The sequence below is a fragment of the Serratia sp. CY74737 genome, assembly GCF_052166775.1.
GTDB classification, from domain to species: Bacteria; Pseudomonadota; Gammaproteobacteria; order Enterobacterales; family Enterobacteriaceae; genus Serratia; species Serratia ureilytica.
In genome coordinates this window covers 334,482-353,282 of the sequence record NZ_JBJNOF010000004.1, presented here as the reverse complement: position 1 = coordinate 353,282, position 18,801 = coordinate 334,482, and the positions used below count along the sequence as shown (strand labels likewise).

Genomic DNA, 18,801 nt, shown 5'->3' with positions numbered 1-18,801 from the left:
GAATTGTAATCAGAATGTGATCCTCCTATACTGCCGCCAGGTCTCCGGATTACCCTGAAGTAGGAGCACCCAGCGTTATAAATGCGCGCCGTTTGAGCACAGAGGATGTTGATGTTTGAGCGCGTGACGTGTAAGGGTTTTAGGCTCTTAACGCTGTCTGATCCCCGCCCAGGCCCGGAGGAAGGAAAATAATAAGAGCTGTGTGGGCAAATACGTGAAAAAACAACGACCTGTCAACTTGGATCTGCAAACGATCCGGTTCCCCGTAACTGCGATAGCGTCTATCTTACACCGAGTCTCTGGCGTAATTACCTTCGTTGCCGTGGGTATCCTCCTCTGGCTGCTGGGCCTGTCACTCTCTTCCCAAGAGGGGTTCCTGCAGGCGGCCGCCATCATGAATAGCTTCATCGTCAAATTCATATTCTGGGGCATCCTCACGGCGCTGGCCTATCACATTTGCGGTGGCATCCGTCACTTGTTAATGGATTTTGGCTACATCGAAGAGAGTTTGGCCGCCGGTACCCGTTCCGCCCAGGTGGCGATCGGTCTGACCGTCGTGCTGTCAGTTCTGGCTGGAGTCCTCGTATGGTAAACAACGTTTCTGCATTAGGGCGCAACGGCGTGCACGATTGGCTGCTGCTGCGCGCTTCCGCTATCATCATCACCCTGTACGTCCTGTATATCCTGGGCTTTTTCGTCACGGCTCCGGAACTCACTTATGACATCTGGCGCGGTTTCTTCGCCACTTCCATTACGAAAGTGTTCACTCTGCTGACCTTGCTGTCGATTCTGGTTCACGCCTGGATCGGGCTGTGGCAGGTGCTGACGGACTACGTCAAGCCGCTGGCGGTTCGCCTGGTGTTGCAGCTGGCTGTCGTGGTCGCGTTGCTGGTCTATTTACTGTACGGAACAATCGTAGTGTGGGGTGCTTAAATGAAACTGCCAGTCAGAGAGTTTGATGCCGTCGTAATCGGCGCCGGCGGTGCGGGCATGCGTGCCGCGCTGCAAATTTCCCAAGCGGGCTCGACCTGTGCCCTGCTGTCCAAAGTTTTCCCGACCCGTTCCCATACCGTGTCCGCACAGGGCGGCATCACCGTCGCGCTCGGCAACAGCCACGAGGACAACTGGGAATGGCATATGTACGACACGGTGAAAGGTTCCGACTATATCGGTGACCAGGACGCCATCGAATATATGTGTAAAACCGGCCCGGAAGCGATTCTGGAACTGGAACACATGGGGCTGCCGTTCTCTCGTCTGGACGACGGCCGCATCTATCAGCGCCCGTTCGGCGGCCAGTCGCTGAACTTCGGCGGCGAGCAGGCGGCACGTACCGCAGCCGCAGCCGACCGTACCGGCCACGCGCTGCTGCACACCCTGTACCAACAGAACCTGAAAAACCACACCACCATCTTCTCCGAGTGGTATGCGCTTGATCTGGTGAAAAACCAGGACGGCGCGGTGGTCGGCACCACGGCTATCTGCATCGAAACCGGTGAAGTGGTTTACTTCAAAGCCAAGGCCACCGTGCTGGCGACCGGCGGTGCAGGTCGCATTTACCAGTCCACCACCAACGCCCACATCAACACCGGCGACGGTGTCGGCATGGCGCTGCGCGCCGGCGTGCCGGTGCAGGACATGGAAATGTGGCAGTTCCACCCGACCGGCATCGCCGGCGCGGGCGTGCTGGTGACCGAAGGCTGCCGCGGCGAAGGCGGTTACCTGCTGAACAAACACGGCGAGCGCTTCATGGAGCGTTATGCGCCGAACGCCAAAGATCTGGCGGGCCGCGACGTGGTTGCCCGTTCGATCATGATCGAAATCCGCGAAGGCCGCGGCTGCGACGGTCCTTGGGGCCCGCACGCCAAGCTGAAGCTGGATCACCTGGGCAAAGAGGTGCTGGAATCCCGTCTGCCGGGCATTCTGGAGCTGTCCCGCACCTTCGCGCACGTCGATCCGGTGAAAGAGCCGATCCCGGTTATCCCAACCTGTCACTATATGATGGGCGGCATTCCGACCAAGGTGACCGGTCAGGCGCTGACCGTAAACGAGAAAGGCGAAGACGTGGTGATCCCTGGGCTGTTCGCCGTGGGCGAAATCGCCTGCGTATCGGTGCACGGCGCCAACCGTCTGGGCGGCAACTCGCTGCTGGACCTGGTGGTGTTCGGCCGTTCCGCCGGCATGCACCTGCAGGAATCGCTGGAGGAGCAGGGCGTGAGCCGTGACGCCAGCGACTCCGACGTGGAAGCTTCGCTTGATCGTCTGAACCGTTGGAACAATACCCGTTCCGGCGAAGACCCGGTCGAGATTCGCAAAGCGCTGCAGTCTTGCATGCAGCACAACTTCTCGGTATTCCGCGAAGGCGATGCGATGGCCAAGGGCCTGGAAGAACTGAAAGTGATCCGTGAACGTTTGAAGAACGCACGCCTGGACGATACCTCCAGCGAGTTCAACACCCAGCGCATCGAATGCCTGGAGTTGGATAACCTGATGGAGACCGCGTATTCCACCGCCGTGTCGGCCAACTTCCGTACCGAGAGCCGTGGCGCACACAGCCGCTTCGACTATCCGGAACGCGATGACGCCAACTGGCTGTGCCATTCGCTGTATCTGCCGCAATCGGAAAGCATGACGCGCCGCGAAGTGAACATGCAACCGAAGCTGCGCCCGGCATTCCCGCCGAAAGTGCGTTCTTACTAATTGCGGAGATCGACAGATGAAACTCGAATTTTCCATTTATCGCTACAACCCGGATGTCGACGATGCCCCGCACATGCAGGACTACACCCTGGAAGCGGAAGAAGGCCGTGACATGATGCTGCTGGATGCGTTGATCCAGCTGAAAGAAAAAGACCCGACCCTGTCGTTCCGTCGCTCATGCCGCGAAGGCGTGTGCGGTTCCGACGGCCTGAACATGAACGGTAAAAACGGCCTGGCGTGCATCACCCCGGTTTCGTCGCTGCGCAAAGGCAACGGCAAGATCGTGATCCGTCCGCTGCCGGGGCTGCCGGTGGTGCGCGATCTGGTGGTGGATATGGGGCAGTTCTACACCCAGTATGAAAAGATCAAGCCATACCTGCTGAACGACGGCAAGAATCCGCCGGCGCGTGAGCACCTGCAGTCGCCGGAACAGCGCGCCAAGCTGGACGGTCTGTACGAGTGCATTCTGTGCGCCTGCTGCTCGACCTCTTGCCCATCGTTCTGGTGGAACCCGGACAAGTTCATCGGCCCAGCCGGTCTGTTGGCGGCATATCGCTTCCTGATCGACAGCCGTGACACGGAAACGCAAGAACGTTTAGATGATCTGGACGACGCTTTTAGTGTTTTCCGCTGCCATAGCATTATGAATTGTGTCAGTGTATGTCCTAAAGGCTTGAACCCGACGCGTGCGATCGGGCATATCAAGTCCATGCTGCTGCAACGCGGCGCATAAACGGAATGAGATGCTGCGCCGGGCTCTTTTCCGGCGCACGTCCCATAGGGGAGGGAACCTCTAAAAACTGACCCGCGGCTGCGGCGCTATGCAGCCTGGTTCTTCCGCCGGTTTTTAGAGGTTCCTTGTAAGGGACCGCAAGGTCCATAACAGAACGTATCGGGCCGACATGGCCGCAAGTACGTCGAGTGAACCGTTTTACGGCAAACCGTATTCATCACGGTAATTATGTTAACCACGGCGAAAACTAAAGCTTCAAAGCTTAAGGGATCATGATGCAGAACGGCGCAATGAAGGCCTGGCTGGATTCCTCCTATCTGGCGGGCGCGAACCAGTCTTACATAGAGCAGCTCTATGAAGACTTCTTAACCGATCCGGGTTCCGTTGAAGATAGCTGGCGTTCCATTTTTCAACAGCTACCAACCGCGGGTGTCAAACCCGATCAGCTTCACTCTCAAACGCGCGATTACTTCCGCCGCCTGGCGAAAGACTCCGCGCGCTACAACACCACCATCACCGATCCGGAAACCGACGCCAAACAGGTCAAGGTACTGCAGCTGATCAACGCCTTCCGCTTCCGCGGGCATCAGCATGCCAACCTCGATCCGCTCGGCCTGTGGCAGCGCGAGCAAGTTCCTGACCTTGATCCCGCTTACCACAACCTGACCGAAGCCGATTTCCAGGAAACCTTCAACGTGGGCTCTTTCGCCATCGGCAAAGAAACCATGAAGCTGGGCGATCTGTACGCCGCGCTGAAGCAGACCTATTGCGGGTCGATCGGCGCTGAGTACATGCACATCACCAACACCGAAGAGAAACGCTGGATCCAGCAGCGCATCGAGTCGGTGGTGGGGCGCGCCAGCTTTACCGCCGACGAAAAACGCCGTTTCCTGAACGAGCTGACCGCGGCGGAAGGCCTGGAGCGCTACCTGGGCGCCAAATTCCCGGGCGCCAAACGCTTCTCGCTGGAAGGCGGCGACGCGCTGGTGCCGATGCTCAAAGAGATGGTGCGCCACGCCGGCAAGAACGGCACGCGCGAAGTGGTGTTGGGCATGGCCCACCGCGGCCGTCTGAACGTGCTGATCAACGTGCTGGGCAAAAAGCCGGCCGATCTGTTCGACGAATTCGCCGGCAAGCATAAAGAACACCTCGGCACCGGTGACGTGAAATATCACCAGGGCTTCTCCTCCGACGTGGAAACCGAAGGCGGCATGGTTCACCTGGCGCTGGCGTTCAACCCGTCGCACCTGGAGATCGTCAGCCCGGTGGTCATGGGGTCGGTTCGCGCCCGTCGCGATCGTCTGGACGAAGCGCGCAGCAACATGGTGCTGCCGATCACCATCCACGGCGACGCCGCCATTACCGGCCAGGGCGTGGTTCAGGAAACCCTGAACATGTCTCAGGCTCGCGGCTACGAAGTGGGCGGCACCGTGCGCATCGTCATCAACAACCAGGTTGGCTTCACCACCTCCAACCCGCTGGATGCGCGCTCTACCGAATATTGCACCGACATCGCCAAAATGGTTCAGGCACCGATCTTCCACGTTAACGCGGACGATCCGGAAGCCGTGGCCTTCGTCACTCGCCTGGCGTTGGATTTCCGTAACACCTTTAAGCGTGACGTGATGATCGATCTGGTCTGCTACCGTCGCCATGGGCACAACGAGGCCGATGAGCCGAGCGCCACCCAGCCGGTGATGTATCAGAAGATCAAGAAACACCCTACGCCGCGCAAAATCTACGCTGACGTTCTGACCGAACAGAAAGTGGCCAGCCTGGAAGATGCCACGGAAATGGTCAACCTGTATCGTGATGCGCTCGACCGCGGCGATTGTGTCGTTGAAGAATGGCGTCCGATGAATCTGCACTCCTTCACCTGGTCGCCGTACCTGAACCACGAGTGGGACGAAGAGTACCCGAGCAAGGTTGAGATGAAGCGTCTGCAGGAACTGGGCCGCCGCATCAGCACCGTGCCGGAAGCGATCGAAATGCAGTCACGCGTGGCGAAAATCTACGCTGACCGCGCCGAGATGGCGGCGGGCAACAAGCCGTTCGACTGGGGCGCCGCCGAAACGCTGGCCTACGCCACCATGGCGGATGAAGGCATTCCAATCCGCATCTCCGGCGAAGACGCCGGCCGCGGCACCTTCTTCCACCGTCACGCGGTGGTGCACAACCAGAAAAACGGTTCGGTCTATGTTCCGCTGGCGAATATCCACAGCGGCCAGGGCGAATTCAAGGTCTGGGACTCCGTGCTGTCTGAAGAGGCGGTGCTGGCGTTCGAATACGGCTACGCCACGGCGGAACCGCGCACGCTGACCATCTGGGAAGCGCAGTTCGGCGACTTCGCCAACGGCGCGCAGGTTGTTATCGACCAGTTCATCAGCTCCGGCGAGCAAAAATGGGGCCGTATGTGCGGCCTGGTGATGCTGCTGCCGCACGGCTATGAAGGCCAAGGCCCAGAGCACTCCTCCGCGCGTCTGGAACGTTATCTGCAGCTGTGCGCTGAGCAGAACATGCAGGTGTGCGTCCCGTCCACGCCGGCGCAGGTTTACCACATGCTGCGTCGTCAGGCGCTGCGCGGTATGCGTCGTCCGCTGGTGGTGATGTCGCCGAAGTCGCTGCTGCGTCACCCGCTGGCGGTCTCTTCGCTGGACGAGCTGGCCAATGGCACCTTCCTGCCGGCGATCGGCGAGATCGACGATTTGGATCCGAAAGCGGTCAAGCGCGTCGTGCTGTGCTCCGGTAAGGTTTACTACGACCTGCTGGAACAGCGTCGCAAGAACGAGCAGAAAGACGTGGCCATCGTGCGCATCGAGCAGCTGTATCCGTTCCCGCATCAGGCCGTGCAGGCCGTGCTGGAGCAATACTCGCACGTGCATGACTTCGTCTGGTGTCAGGAAGAGCCGCTGAACCAGGGCGCCTGGTACTGCAGCCAACACAACTTCCGTGAAGTGGTGCCGTTCGGGGCTTCTTTACGTTACGCAGGACGTCCGGCCTCCGCCTCTCCGGCGGTGGGTTATATGTCCGTACACCAGAAGCAGCAGCAGGCTCTGGTGAATGATGCGCTGAATATTGACTAATGTTCGCTCGCTTGCCGGCCGAGGGGCCGGCAAGCAGATGATAAAAAACTTAAGGGAAAGCTAAATGAGTAGCGTAGATATTCTGGTTCCTGACCTTCCTGAATCGGTTGCCGATGCGACCGTAGCCACCTGGCACAAGAAACCGGGCGACAGCGTTCAGCGTGACGAAGTCCTGGTTGAAATCGAAACCGACAAAGTGGTGTTGGAAGTGCCGGCCAGTGAAGCGGGTATTCTCGATGCTATCGTGGAAGAAGAGGGCGCGACCGTACTGTCTCGCCAGCTGCTCGGCCGCATCCGTCCGGGCGACAGCTCCGGCAAGCCGACCGCTGAGAAGAGCCAGGAGAAAGAAGCCACGCCTGCACAGCGCGCGACCGCGAGCCTGGAAGAAGAAAGCAATGACGCGCTCAGCCCGGCGATTCGCCGCCTGATTGCTGAACACGATCTCGATGCCGGCGCCATCAAAGGCACCGGCGTGGGTGGCCGCATTACGCGTGAAGACGTGGAAGCGCACCTTGCCAAAGGCGGCGCGGCTGCCAAACCAGCCGCCGCTGAAGCCGCGCCGCAGCCTGCTCTGGCCGGCCGCAGCGAAAAACGCGTGCCGATGACCCGCCTGCGCAAACGCGTCGCCGAGCGTCTGCTGGAAGCGAAAAACAGCACCGCGATGCTGACCACCTTCAACGAAATCAACATGCAGCCGATCATGGATCTGCGCAAGCAGTACGGCGAAGCCTTCGAGAAACGCCACGGCGTGCGTCTGGGCTTCATGTCCTTCTACATCAAGGCGGTGGTTGAAGCGCTGAAGCGTTTCCCGGAAGTGAACGCGTCGATCGACGGTTCCGACGTGGTTTACCACAACTACTTCGACATCAGCATCGCGGTTTCTACTCCGCGCGGCCTGGTGACGCCGGTACTGCGCGATGTGGACGCCATGAGCATGGCTGACATCGAAAAGAAAATCAAAGAGCTGGCCGTTAAGGGCCGCGACGGCAAACTGACCGTGGAAGAGCTGACCGGCGGTAACTTCACCATTACCAACGGCGGCGTATTCGGCTCCCTGATGTCCACCCCGATCATCAACCCGCCGCAGAGCGCCATCCTGGGCATGCACGCCATCAAAGATCGCCCAATGGCGGTCAATGGTCAGGTGGTGATCCAGCCGATGATGTATCTGGCGCTGTCTTATGACCACCGCCTGATCGACGGTAAAGAATCCGTCGGTTATCTGGTGACGGTCAAAGAGATGCTGGAAGATCCGGCTCGTCTGCTGCTGGACGTCTAGTAACCCTTGCCGGGCGCGGCATGCCGCGCCCGCACTCTGTGCTATGTGGCCGGAAAACCATGCGGTTTACCGCGTAATAATGGTCCGGCTAAAAACCTTCAGAACTGAATGGATAGAACATCATGAATTTACACGAATATCAGGCAAAACAGCTGTTTGCTCGGTATGGCATGCCGGCACCAACCGGTTACGCCTGTACCACTCCGCGTGAAGCAGAAGAAGCCGCATCCAAAATCGGCTCCGGCCCGTGGGTGGTGAAATGTCAGGTTCATGCTGGCGGCCGCGGTAAAGCGGGCGGCGTTAAAGTCGTCAACAGCAAAGAAGATATCCGTGCCTTCGCGGAAGCCTGGTTGGGCAAACGTCTGGTGACTTACCAGACTGACGCGCTGGGCCAGCCGGTTAACCAGATCCTGGTAGAAGCGGCGACCGACATCGATAAAGAGCTGTACCTGGGCGCCGTTGTAGACCGCGCGACCCGTCGCATCGTATTCATGGCGTCTACCGAAGGCGGCGTGGAAATCGAGAAAGTGGCGGAAGAAACCCCGGAACTGATCCACAAAATGACCATCGATCCGCTGGCGGGTCCACAGCCTTATCAGGGTCGTGAACTGGCCTTCAAACTGGGCCTGACCGGCAAGCAAGTCAGCCAGTTCGCCAAGATCTTCATGGGCCTGGCGACGCTGTTCCTGGAGCGCGACCTGGCGATGGTTGAGATCAACCCGCTGGTGATCACCAAGCAGGGCGATCTGGTGTGCCTGGACGGCAAACTGGGCGCCGACGGCAACGCCCTGTTCCGTCAGCCTGAACTGCGTGAAATGCGTGACCCTTCGCAGGAAGACGAGCGTGAATCCCGTGCGGCTCAGTGGGAGCTGAACTACGTTGCCCTCGACGGCAACATCGGCTGCATGGTGAACGGCGCCGGTCTGGCGATGGGCACCATGGACATCGTTAAACTGCACGGCGGCGAACCGGCCAACTTCCTGGACGTTGGCGGCGGCGCGACCAAAGAGCGCGTGACCGAAGCGTTCAAAATCATCCTGTCCGACGACAAGGTGAAAGCGGTTCTGGTTAACATCTTCGGTGGTATCGTACGTTGCGATCTGATCGCTGACGGCATCATCGGCGCAGTGGCTGAAGTGGGCGTTAACGTCCCGGTCGTTGTGCGCTTGGAAGGGAACAACGCCGAACTGGGCGCCAAGAAACTGGCGGACAGCGGCCTGAATATCATTGCTGCGACCAGCCTGACTGATGCGGCTCAGCAAGTTGTTGCAGCAGTGGAGGGTAAATAATGTCCATCTTAATCGATAAAAACACCAAAGTAATTTGCCAGGGCTTCACCGGTAGCCAGGGGACTTTCCACTCCGAACAAGCTATCGCTTACGGCACCAAAATGGTTGGCGGCGTCACCCCGGGCAAAGGCGGCACTCAGCACCTGGGTCTGCCGGTGTTCAACACCGTGCGCGAAGCGGTTGAAGCGACCGGCGCGACGGCCTCCGTCATCTACGTTCCAGCGCCGTTCTGCAAAGACTCCATTCTGGAAGCGATCGATGCCGGCATCAAATTGATCATCACCATCACCGAAGGCATCCCGACTCTGGACATGCTGACCGTGAAAGTGAAACTGGACGAAGCCGGTGTGCGCATGATCGGGCCAAACTGCCCAGGCGTGATCACCCCGGGCGAGTGCAAAATCGGCATCATGCCTGGCCACATCCACCTGCCGGGCAAAGTTGGCATCGTTTCCCGCTCCGGTACCCTGACTTATGAAGCGGTGAAACAAACCACCGATGCCGGTCTGGGCCAGTCCACCTGCGTGGGCATCGGCGGCGACCCGATCCCGGGCTCCAACTTCATCGATATCCTGAAGATGTTCCAGCAGGATCCGCAGACCGAAGCGATCGTGATGATCGGTGAGATCGGCGGCAGCGCTGAGGAAGAAGCGGCAGCTTACATTAAAGAACACGTCACTAAACCGGTCGTGGGTTACATCGCCGGCGTGACCGCGCCGAAAGGCAAACGCATGGGCCACGCGGGCGCCATCATCGCAGGCGGCAAAGGCACCGCGGACGAGAAGTTTGCTGCGCTGGAAGCGGCGGGCGTGAAAACCGTTCGCAGCCTGGCGGACATCGGCGATGCGGTAAAAGCGGTACTGAAGCGCTAAGCATTGAGTACGAAATAACATTATCTCGACATGTTTGGCCACCCATTGGGTGGCCTTTTTTATGGGTGAAGATCAGAAATCGTTGAGTGCTTTGATCAGCGCGATCCGATCCTGCAGGCGGCGCTGCCGCACCGGATCGGCGGCGGTTTGCCGCTGTTGCTCCAGCGAGGTGAGGGCGGTGCGGTAATCGTCGGCATTGTTGAACAGCGCGTCTTTGACGTTGATCGAGGCGACGTTGGTGTAGCGCCCGTCGTCGGTGGTCGGCACCTGGATAACGCCTTCATTGAGCAGCCGTTTAACGATCGCCCGCTGCGGTTCGTATCCCGCCATGCCGGCCAGCTTCCAGCGCTGCGGCGGCACGCTCTGATACTGGCCGTGTTTCACTTCCGTCAGGTAGCGCAGAGTCAGGTTGCGAATGGTGCCTTCTTCTTCACCGTATTGCGCTTTGCTGTCGAACAGCACCGGGAAGGATTGCCCCTCCAGCGCGCCGCCCTTCTGCGTCAGGTGGCCCATACGGTAACTGTTCATGCCCAGGCGGATCGGCATGTCGTCGGTGACCGGCGTGCCGTCTGCCAGGCGCAGACTGACGATGCGCGAACCGGCCGGTTGACGCAGATCGATGGTGTAAGTGACGCCGTCGAAGAAATCGTTGGTGGAATATTTGGACGAGCGCCGCGCCGGGTTAAAGCTGTAGGTGACGTCGCCCGGCTGCAGCTGATTGAAATAATCGGCAGACCACTCCATGTAGCGTTTAAGCGCTTTGCCGTTGAGCTGATAAACGGTGATCTCGCCGCCGGCGTATTGGTAGTTAAAGGCGATATCCTTGGCCTTGATATCGCCGACATCCAGTTTGGCGCGATCGTTGTCGATCTGCAGGGCGATCACCTGCGCCAGCGGTGCATAGTGACGGGCGGCCTGCTGGAATAACTCACTGATGCCGGTATCCTGAACGTGTACCTGAGGAATGCCGCGGAACTCGTCGGCAGGCACCAGATCGCTGCCGCTCAGCTTCGCCACGACTCGGTTGGCGTTGGCGCGCAAAATGTCATGATACGGCTGGTAGAGAGCCTGCATGGCGCTGTCCGGCGCCAGCCCCTTGATGGAATAGGTATAGCTGTTTTTGTCGATCAGCGTGAATTTGCCATCGCGGCGTTCAAATTGCAGGTCAATGCGTGACAGCGCGCGACCGTACTTATCCGGCTCCGTGATGATGACGCCGTTCACCACCGCTTTATCGATCTTCACATGCATGTGGCCGGCGACGATCGCCGCCAGCTCCGGGTTAGCGTTGGCGATGTCCGCCACGCCGGTGCCGGGGCGCTGGTTCTCGTTGTCGATGCCCATATGCGCGACCAGCACGATCGCGTCGACCTGGCCGTCGATCTGCCTGATGACCTGTTTCACCGCCTGTACCGGATCGGTGAAGTTCAGCCCTTTGATGCGATCGGTGCCCTTGGCGAATTCCGCAGTCATCGGCGTGTCCATGCCGATAATGCCGATCTTCACGCCCTGGCGTTCGAGGATGGTATAGGCCGGCAGATAAGGTTTGCCGCTGTCCCAGACGATGTTGCCCGCCAGCGCCGCGCCTTTAAACTGTTTGAGCGGCGTGGCCAGCGCCGGCAGACCGAAGTCAAATTCGTGGTTGCCCATCACCCAAACGTCGTAGTCAAGCGCGTTGAGGCCCAGCATCATCGGGCTGATGGCCTCCTGTTTGAAGGTTTCGACGAAGTTGCCCTGGATGGTGTCGCCGGCGTCCACCAGAATCAGGTTGGGCTGTTCGGCACGCACCTTTTTGATCTGGGTGGCTATCTGGCTCAGGCTGCCCGCCAGGTTTTCCGTGTCGCTGGCGTAGTCCCAGGGCACGAAAGTGCCGTGCAGATCGGAGGTGCCCAACAGGGTGATATTTACCGTTTCGGCGGCCATGGCGTTTCCCGAGAGTCCCAAGACAGAGGCGAAGATGATTTTTTTCATAAGTTATTGTCACTCAATGCAATTTTAACATAAGTGGTCATTTTGCTACAAAATCGCAACCTTTACGATCCCATTGCGAGAAATAGACTAATATTGGAGAGAGATTTGTTGTTTTGTGACTGCTATCACTGTCACGGCTTATTGGAAATAAAAGGTTAATTATGTCGCATAATAAGTGCGTAATAATACAATGGCGGCTCTTTTGAATTACATTTATTTAACACAAAAATATCATTAAAAAACAATTAAACCATTGCGCAACATGACCCTAAGAAAATTATGCGAAATGTGCTGATGAATATGGAAATAATATGCGGATAGGCTTAAATTGTCTCAGATCAAATTAGGCCGAAGTACCTCTTTCGGCTAAGATTTGACCTGTAACCAAAAGTCCAACCCACGTCACGTAAAAACCTATTTATTGTGTGGGATTGGGCGAGTATCATCCATGTTGTGATTATGGATGGTTGATCTTGTTGCATTTGTTACCCGTTGTCGGTTTTCAGTGGCGTGCTTGTCGACGGCCCGTGCGGGCTATTGGCCGAGTGTGCGGTTGAAAGCGGAGAAGCTGGATCAAATTTGTTGTGTTTAAGGGCATTCACTGCGGGGCGTTACTGGCGGCTTTGAAAGAAGCGTGCCGATAACCGCGTGTCGGAGTCTTCCTGCGAGGAGCAAGGAGTCAAGATGTTTGATATTGTCGAACTGTCGCGCTTACAGTTTGCTTTAACGGCGATGTACCATTTCTTATTTGTCCCATTAACGCTCGGTATGGCGTTCTTGCTGGCAATTATGGAAACGGTATATGTCCTGTCTGGCAAACAAATCTATAAAGACATGACCAAATTCTGGGGAAAGTTATTTGCGATTAACTTTGCTCTGGGTGTGGCCACCGGTTTGACCATGGAGTTCCAGTTCGGGACTAACTGGTCATATTTCTCTCATTACGTCGGCGATATCTTCGGGGCCCCACTGGCTATCGAAGGTCTGATGGCGTTCTTCCTTGAATCGACGCTGGTCGGCCTGTTCTTCTTCGGCTGGGATCGTCTGAGCAAGGTGCAGCACATGGCGGTAACCTGGTTCGTGGCCCTCGGCTCCAACCTGTCCGCGCTGTGGATCCTGGTCGCCAACGGCTGGATGCAGAACCCGATCGCGTCGGATTTCAACTTCGAAACCATGCGCATGGAGATGGTCAGCTTCTCCGAGTTGGTGCTTAACCCGGTTGCGCAGGTGAAATTCGTTCACACCGTGGCTGCAGGCTACACCACCGGCGCCATGTTCGTGCTGGGCATCAGCGCTTACTACCTGCTGAAGGGCCGCGACATCGCTTTCGCCAAACGCTCCTTCGCCATCGCCGCCAGCTTCGGCATGGCTGCGGTGCTGTCGGTGATCGTGCTGGGTGACGAATCCGGTTACGAAATGGGCGACGTACAGAAAACCAAACTGGCCGCCATCGAAGCGGAGTGGGATACCCAGCCGGCGCCGGCGTCCTTCACCCTGTTCGGCATCCCCGATCAGGACAAGATGGAAAACTCCTTCTCTATTCAGATCCCGTATGCGCTTGGCCTGATCGCCACGCGTTCCACCGACACTCAGGTCACCGGCCTGAAAGATCTGCTGGCGCAACATGAAGTGCGCATCCGCAACGGCATGAAAGCCTACCAGCTGCTGGAAGAGCTGCGCGGCGGCAATACCGATCCTGCGGTGCGTGCGGAATTCAACAAAACCAAGCAAGACCTGGGCTACGGCATGCTGCTGAAGCGTTATACCCCGAACGTCAGCGACGCGACGGAAGCGCAGATCCAGCAGGCGACCAAGGACTCCATTCCACGCGTGGCACCGCTGTACTTCGCCTTCCGCATCATGGTGGCCTGTGGCGTGCTGATGCTGCTGATTATCGGTCTGTCCTTCCTGAGCGTGGTGCGCGGCCGCATCGGCCAGAAAAAATGGCTGTTGCGTGCGGCGCTGTATGGCTTGCCGCTGCCGTGGATCGCGGTGGAAGCCGGCTGGTTCGTGGCGGAATACGGCCGTCAACCGTGGGCGATTGGTGAGGTGCTGCCGACCGCAGTCGCCAACTCTTCGCTGACCGCGGGCGACATTCTGTTCTCGATGGGGCTGATTTGCGGCTTGTACACCCTGTTCCTGGTGGCTGAAATGTACCTGATGTTCAAGTTTGCGCGTCTGGGTCCAAGCAGCCTGAAAACCGGCCGCTACCACTTTGAACAACCGACTGCCGCCGTGCAGGAAGCGCGCTAAACAGGAGTCCACGTATGTTTGACTATGAAGTACTGCGATTTATCTGGTGGGTGCTGGTTGGCGTACTGCTGATCGGCTTCGCCGTCACCGACGGTTTCGACATGGGCGTCGGCATCCTGGTGCGCATCATCGGTAAAACCGATACCGAGCGCCGGGTGATGATCAACTCCATCGCCCCTCACTGGGACGGTAACCAGGTGTGGCTGATCACCGCCGGCGGCGCGCTGTTCGCCGCCTGGCCGATGGTCTACGCAGCGGCCTTCTCGGGCTTCTACGTCGCCATGATCCTGGTGCTGGCGGCGTTGTTCTTCCGCCCGGTCGGTTTTGACTACCGTTCCAAGCTGGAGAGCAGCCGCTGGCGCAACATGTGGGACTGGGGCATCTTCATCGGTTCCTTCGTGCCTGCGTTGGTGTTCGGCGTGGCGTTCGGCAACCTGCTGCAGGGCGTGCCGTTCCATGTGGACGAGTACCTGCGTCTGTTCTACACCGGCAACTTCTTCCAACTGCTGAATCCGTTCGGTCTGTTGGCGGGCGTGGTCAGTCTGACCATGCTGGTCACTCAGGGCGCGACCTACCTGCAAATGCGCACCACCGGCGAGATCCACCTGCGGTCACGCGCCGCAGCGCAGATCGCGACGCTGATCATGGCGGTATGCTTCCTGCTGGCGGGTGTGTGGCTGGTTAAAGGCATCGACGGCTACGTGATCACTTCGGCGCTGGACACCATGGCGGAATCCAACCCGCTGCGTAAAGAAGTGGCGCATCAGGCCGGCGCATGGCTGATCAACTTCAACAAGTATCCGCTGCTGTGGGCCTTGCCTGCACTGGGCGTAGTGCTGCCGTTGTTCACCATCCTGTTCTCGCGTCTGGAGAAAGGCGCGCTGGCGTTCGTCACCTCGTCGCTGACCATCGCCTGCGTCATCCTCACCGCCGGGGTCACCATGTTCCCGTTCGTGATGCCGTCCAGCACCGTGCCTAACGTCAGCCTGACCATGTGGGACGCGACGTCGAGCCTGTTGACGCTGAAAGTGATGACCGTCGTGGCGGCGATTTTCGTGCCTATCGTTTTGGCGTACACCAGTTGGTCGTACTACAAAATGTTCGGTCGCCTCGACAAGAACTACATCGAAAACAACAAGCATTCGCTGTACTAAGGATAAGGAGCTAAACCATGTGGTATTTTGCCTGGATTCTCGGAACGCTTCTTGCCTGCGCCTTCGGCATCATCACGGCGCTGGCGCTTGAGCAGAGCGAAGCGACCAAAGCTCAGCAAGACAGTAAGTAATGAGCTCGTCCGTGATTGACAAGCTGTACGCTGTCACCGACAAGGGCCCGGTTCGGGCCCTTTCCCTGGTGCTGGCGTTGATTTTGGCGGGGTGCGTGTTCTGGGATCCGACGCGTTTCGCCGCCAAAACCAGCTCGCTGGAGATTTGGGAAGGGCTGTTGCTGATTTGGGCCGTATGCGCCGGAGTGATCCACGGCTTCGGATTCCGCCCGCAGCGCAGCGTCTGGCGCGCTTTTTTCGCGCCGCTTCCTGCAATTGTGATCTTGTGCGCAGGATTACTTTACGTTTCTTTATAATCTTCCCGATGTCCCCACGTTATGGGCCCTCACGGCCCATAATTATTTTCATTCCCATCTTGTAACCCATTCCCAACCCGATCCGTCTTGCGTATAGTAGCAGCGTTAAATTGCATTGCTGGGAAGTAGAGTGAGTAATACGTTGTTTCGATGGCCGGTTCGCGTTTACTACGAGGATACCGATGCCAGTGGTGTGGTCTATCACGCCCGCTACGTCGCCTTTTTTGAAAGAGCGCGCACAGAGATGCTGCGTCAGCACAACTTTCATCAACAGCAGCTGCTCAGTGAACAAGTCGCTTTTGTCGTCCGGCGCATGACGGTGGATTATCTGGCTCCGGCTCGTCTCGACGAGCAACTGGAGGTCCAGAGTGAAATCACCTCTCTGCGCGGGGCTTCTCTCACGTTTGCTCAACGCATTGTCAATTCTGACGGGGCCCTACTGAGCCAGGCAGATGTCCTGATTGCCTGTATTGATCCACACCAAATGAAGCCAAGAGCGCTTCCTAAGTCTATTGTCGCGGAGTTTAAGCAGTGACTGACATGAACATCCTAGATTTATTCTTGAAGGCGAGCCTGCTGGTTAAGCTTATCATGTTGATTTTGATATGCTTCTCGGTAGCCTCTTGGGCGATCATCATTCAGCGCACCCGCATCCTCAATGCGGCGACGCGTGACGCCGAAGCCTTTGAAGACAAATTCTGGTCCGGTATCGAGCTTTCCCGTCTGTACCAGGAAAGTCAGGCGCGTCGCGATAGCCTGACCGGTTCCGAGCAGATCTTCCATTCCGGCTTCAAAGAGTTCGCCCGCCTGCACCGCGCTAACAACCATGCGCCGGAGTCGGTGATCGAAGGGGCGTCGCGTGCGATGCGCATTTCGATGAACCGCGAGCTGGAAACACTGGAAACCCATATTCCGTTCCTCGGCACCGTCGGTTCGATCAGTCCGTACATCGGCCTGTTCGGCACCGTGTGGGGGATCATGCACGCCTTTATCGCGCTGGGCGCGGTGAAGCAAGCCACGCTGCAGATGGTGGCGCCGGGTATCGCCGAAGCGCTGATCGCCACCGCGATCGGTCTGTTCGCCGCCATCCCGGCGGTAATGGCCTATAACCGTCTCAACCAGCGCGTCAACAAGCTTGAGCAGAATTACGACAACTTTATGGAAGAGTTCACCGCTATTCTGCATCGTCAGGCCTTCTCCAGCGACAGCAAATAAGTAGGAGGTAGCATGGCGAGAGTACGTGGACGTAGTCGGCGCGAGCTGAAGTCCGAAATTAACATCGTTCCGCTGCTCGACGTGTTGCTGGTGCTGCTGCTGATCTTTATGGCAACCGCGCCAATCATCACGCAGAGCGTGGAGGTTGACCTGCCGGACGCCACCGATTCCAAAACGGTGTCCAGCGATGACAATCCGCCGGTGATCCTCGAGGTTTCCGGCGTAGGTCAATACACCCTGGTGGTGGATCACAACCGTATGGAGCTGCTGCCGCCTGAACAAGTCGCGGCCGAAGCCAAGTCGCGTTTGGCGGCTAACCCGAAAACGGTCTTTTTGATCGGCGGTGCGAAGGAAGTCCCTTACGATGAGATTATCAAGGCATTGAATATTCTCCATCAGGCGGGCGTAGCTTCCGTGGGGCTGATGACCCAGCCGATCTGACCGTAAGGCGAACGGCAACCCGGTTCCTGCGCTGCGGCCCAGGAACCCCGTATAAGCAACACCAGTTTTTGGGAATCTATTTTGGTAAAGGCAACTGAGCAAAACGATAAGCTGAACCGCGCCGTTATTGTTTCGGTCGTTCTGCACTTCATATTGATTGCCCTGCTGATTTGGGGATCGCTGCAGGAAAAGGTCGATATGGGCGCCGGCGGTGGCGGTGATGGCACCGTGGTGGGCGCGGTGATGGTCGATCCCGGCGCGGTGGTGGAGCAGTACAACCGCCAGCAGCAGCAGAGCAACGATGCGCAGCGTGCCGAGAAGCAGCGCCAGAAAAAAGCGGAGCAACAGGCCGAAGAGCTTCAGCAGAAGCAGGCGGAGCAACAGCAGCGCCTGAAAGAGCTGGAGAAAGAGCGTTTGGCGGCGCAGGAGAAAGCCGCGCAGAACGCCAAGGCGCAGGCTGAGCAACAGCAGAAGGCGGCGGAGCAGCAGAAGCAGGCCGCCGAGCAGCAAAAAGCGGCGGAAGCCGCCGCTGCGAAGGCCCAAGAGCAACAGAAGGTCGCCGAAGCCGCCGCCGCCAAGGCGAAGGCCGAAGCGGACAAGGTCGCCAAGGCGCAGGCGGACGCGCAGAAGAAAGCCGAAGCGGAAGCCAAGAAAGAAGCGGCCGCTGCCGCCGCCGCCAAGAAACAGGCGGAAGAGGCGAAGAAAGCCGCCGCCGCCGCGGCAGAAAAGAAAGCTGCAGAGGCCGCGGAGAAGAAAGCGGCTGCTGAAGCCGAGAAAAAAGCCGCAGCGGAAGCCGAGAAGAAGGCTGCCGCCGAGGCAGAGAAGAAAGCGGCGGCCGAGAAAGCCGCTGCCGCCAAAAAAGCCGCTGCGGACGCCAAGAAGAAGGCCGCCGCCGAGGCTGCGAAACAATCGGAGGAAGTTAGCGATCTGTTTGGCGGCCTGGCGGATGGCAAGAACGCGCCGAAAGGCGGCGGTGCCAAATCGAAGGGCGACGGTAAACCGGCCGGGCAGGGCAATGCCAAGACGGCTGGTGCCAGCGGGGCGGATATCAGCGGTTATATGGGGCAGATTCAAGGGGCGATTCAGAGCAAGTTCTATGACGCCAGTTCGTTCGCCGGCAAAACCTGCGACCTGCGTATCAAGCTGGCGCCGGACGGCCTGCTGATAAGTGTACAAGCAGCGGGGGGCGATCCTGCTCTGTGTCAAGCTGCGGTGTCTGCCGCCAAGTTGGCGCATATACCGAAGCCGCCGAGCGATGCCGTTTATCAGCACTTTAAGAATTCTATACTTGAATTCAAGCCGCAATAACGGTTGATTGAGTGAGTGTTATCACAGGGATGTACTAAGGTAACCAACAGGGATTATGTAGTTTTACGTGAGTTGG

17 protein-coding genes are annotated in these 18,801 nt (G+C 58.2%); 16 read left to right on the top strand and 1 reads right to left on the bottom strand.

Translation table 11 applies throughout. The annotated features are described in order from the left end of the window. Nucleotides 1-202 precede the first annotated feature (202 nt). The 8 genes from sdhC to sucD all read left to right on the top strand — a co-directional run bounded on the left by sdhC (nt 203) and on the right by sucD (nt 9,956). Nucleotides 203-592, top strand: coding sequence for a succinate dehydrogenase cytochrome b556 subunit (sdhC, locus tag ACJ8PE_RS07970; RefSeq protein ID WP_004939893.1), 390 nt, complete (start codon nt 203-205; stop codon nt 590-592). Beyond that, complete coding sequence (gene sdhD / locus ACJ8PE_RS07965; RefSeq protein ID WP_004939891.1) at nt 586-933, top strand: succinate dehydrogenase membrane anchor subunit; 348 nt, start codon at nt 586-588, stop codon at nt 931-933. The genes sdhC and sdhD overlap by 7 nt, the downstream gene beginning before the upstream one ends. Next, the gene (gene sdhA, locus ACJ8PE_RS07960; protein WP_015376974.1) at nt 934-2,700 is read left to right on the top strand and encodes a succinate dehydrogenase flavoprotein subunit; all 1,767 of its coding nucleotides are present in this window, start codon (nt 934-936) and stop codon (nt 2,698-2,700) included. Nucleotides 2,701-2,716: 16 nt separating this feature from the next. Next, entirely contained in the window at nt 2,717-3,433 is a 717-nt protein-coding gene (locus ACJ8PE_RS07955; RefSeq protein ID WP_015376975.1) for a succinate dehydrogenase iron-sulfur subunit, read from the top strand. Nucleotides 3,434-3,708: 275 nt separating this feature from the next. Beyond that, on the top strand, nt 3,709-6,516 hold the full coding sequence (gene sucA, locus ACJ8PE_RS07950; RefSeq protein ID WP_182264963.1) for a 2-oxoglutarate dehydrogenase E1 component: 2,808 nt from the start codon (nt 3,709-3,711) through the stop codon (nt 6,514-6,516). A 64-nt stretch (nt 6,517-6,580) separates the two neighbouring features. Next, complete coding sequence (odhB, locus tag ACJ8PE_RS07945) at nt 6,581-7,795, top strand: 2-oxoglutarate dehydrogenase complex dihydrolipoyllysine-residue succinyltransferase (RefSeq protein WP_033642197.1); 1,215 nt, start codon at nt 6,581-6,583, stop codon at nt 7,793-7,795. 122 nt (nt 7,796-7,917) lie between these two features. After that, entirely contained in the window at nt 7,918-9,084 is a 1,167-nt protein-coding gene (sucC, locus tag ACJ8PE_RS07940) for an ADP-forming succinate--CoA ligase subunit beta (RefSeq protein WP_015376978.1), read from the top strand. Beyond that, nucleotides 9,084-9,956, top strand: coding sequence for a succinate--CoA ligase subunit alpha (gene sucD / locus ACJ8PE_RS07935; protein WP_004939878.1), 873 nt, complete (start codon nt 9,084-9,086; stop codon nt 9,954-9,956). The genes sucC and sucD overlap by 1 nt, the downstream gene beginning before the upstream one ends. Before the next feature lie 72 nt (nt 9,957-10,028). Here the strand turns inward: sucD and ACJ8PE_RS07930 are convergent, their stop codons facing one another. Then, a complete protein-coding gene (locus ACJ8PE_RS07930) occupies nt 10,029-11,927 on the bottom strand; it encodes a bifunctional metallophosphatase/5'-nucleotidase (protein ID WP_442536741.1) in 1,899 nt (632 codons plus the stop codon). Between the two features lie 684 nt (nt 11,928-12,611). On the opposite strand from ACJ8PE_RS07930, the gene cydA reads away from it, so the two are divergent. From cydA to tolA, 8 genes are all read left to right on the top strand, one after another. Then, nucleotides 12,612-14,180: a cytochrome ubiquinol oxidase subunit I gene (gene cydA / locus ACJ8PE_RS07925; protein ID WP_004939873.1), complete on the top strand. Its 1,569-nt coding sequence runs from the start codon at nt 12,612-12,614 to the stop codon at nt 14,178-14,180. Nucleotides 14,181-14,194: 14 nt separating this feature from the next. Further along, a complete protein-coding gene (gene cydB, locus ACJ8PE_RS07920) occupies nt 14,195-15,334 on the top strand; it encodes a cytochrome d ubiquinol oxidase subunit II (RefSeq protein WP_015376980.1) in 1,140 nt (379 codons plus the stop codon). 17 nt (nt 15,335-15,351) lie between these two features. After that, nucleotides 15,352-15,465 carry a cytochrome bd-I oxidase subunit CydX gene (gene cydX / locus ACJ8PE_RS07915; protein ID WP_197793885.1) on the top strand — a complete coding sequence of 38 codons (114 nt, stop codon included), beginning with the start codon at nt 15,352-15,354 and terminating at the stop codon, nt 15,463-15,465. Then, nucleotides 15,465-15,761 carry a cyd operon protein YbgE gene (gene ybgE / locus ACJ8PE_RS07910; protein WP_004939866.1) on the top strand — a complete coding sequence of 99 codons (297 nt, stop codon included), beginning with the start codon at nt 15,465-15,467 and terminating at the stop codon, nt 15,759-15,761. The genes cydX and ybgE overlap by 1 nt, the downstream gene beginning before the upstream one ends. A gap of 130 nt (nt 15,762-15,891) precedes the next feature. Continuing rightward, nucleotides 15,892-16,296 carry a tol-pal system-associated acyl-CoA thioesterase gene (gene ybgC, locus ACJ8PE_RS07905; RefSeq protein WP_004939863.1) on the top strand — a complete coding sequence of 135 codons (405 nt, stop codon included), beginning with the start codon at nt 15,892-15,894 and terminating at the stop codon, nt 16,294-16,296. Continuing rightward, nucleotides 16,293-16,976, top strand: coding sequence for a Tol-Pal system protein TolQ (tolQ, locus tag ACJ8PE_RS07900; protein ID WP_004939862.1), 684 nt, complete (start codon nt 16,293-16,295; stop codon nt 16,974-16,976). Before ybgC ends, tolQ begins: the two co-directional genes overlap by 4 nt. 12 nt (nt 16,977-16,988) lie before the next feature. Beyond that, the gene (gene tolR, locus ACJ8PE_RS07895) at nt 16,989-17,417 is read left to right on the top strand and encodes a colicin uptake protein TolR (RefSeq protein ID WP_004939859.1); all 429 of its coding nucleotides are present in this window, start codon (nt 16,989-16,991) and stop codon (nt 17,415-17,417) included. Between the two features lie 81 nt (nt 17,418-17,498). After that, nucleotides 17,499-18,725 carry a cell envelope integrity protein TolA gene (gene tolA, locus ACJ8PE_RS07890; RefSeq protein ID WP_046686581.1) on the top strand — a complete coding sequence of 409 codons (1,227 nt, stop codon included), beginning with the start codon at nt 17,499-17,501 and terminating at the stop codon, nt 18,723-18,725. Nucleotides 18,726-18,801 lie beyond the last annotated feature (76 nt).

Bases quoted from the DNA above. Each gene is read 5' to 3' on its own strand.
- cydA (WP_004939873.1), top strand. From the start codon at position 12,612: ATGTTTGATATTGTCGAACTGTCGCGCTTACAGTTTGCTTTAACGGCG.
- tolR (WP_004939859.1), top strand. From the start codon at position 16,989: ATGGCGAGAGTACGTGGACGTAGTCGGCGCGAGCTGAAGTCCGAAATT.
- sucA (WP_182264963.1), top strand. From the start codon at position 3,709: ATGCAGAACGGCGCAATGAAGGCCTGGCTGGATTCCTCCTATCTGGCG.
- ACJ8PE_RS07955 (WP_015376975.1), top strand. From the start codon at position 2,717: ATGAAACTCGAATTTTCCATTTATCGCTACAACCCGGATGTCGACGAT.
- ybgE (WP_004939866.1), top strand. From the start codon at position 15,465: ATGAGCTCGTCCGTGATTGACAAGCTGTACGCTGTCACCGACAAGGGC.
- ACJ8PE_RS07930 (WP_442536741.1), bottom strand. From the start codon at position 11,927: ATGAAAAAAATCATCTTCGCCTCTGTCTTGGGACTCTCGGGAAACGCC.
- sdhA (WP_015376974.1), top strand. From the start codon at position 934: ATGAAACTGCCAGTCAGAGAGTTTGATGCCGTCGTAATCGGCGCCGGC.
- odhB (WP_033642197.1), top strand. From the start codon at position 6,581: ATGAGTAGCGTAGATATTCTGGTTCCTGACCTTCCTGAATCGGTTGCC.
- sdhD (WP_004939891.1), top strand. From the start codon at position 586: ATGGTAAACAACGTTTCTGCATTAGGGCGCAACGGCGTGCACGATTGG.
- cydX (WP_197793885.1), top strand. From the start codon at position 15,352: ATGTGGTATTTTGCCTGGATTCTCGGAACGCTTCTTGCCTGCGCCTTC.
- cydB (WP_015376980.1), top strand. From the start codon at position 14,195: ATGTTTGACTATGAAGTACTGCGATTTATCTGGTGGGTGCTGGTTGGC.
- sucC (WP_015376978.1), top strand. From the start codon at position 7,918: ATGAATTTACACGAATATCAGGCAAAACAGCTGTTTGCTCGGTATGGC.
- sucD (WP_004939878.1), top strand. From the start codon at position 9,084: ATGTCCATCTTAATCGATAAAAACACCAAAGTAATTTGCCAGGGCTTC.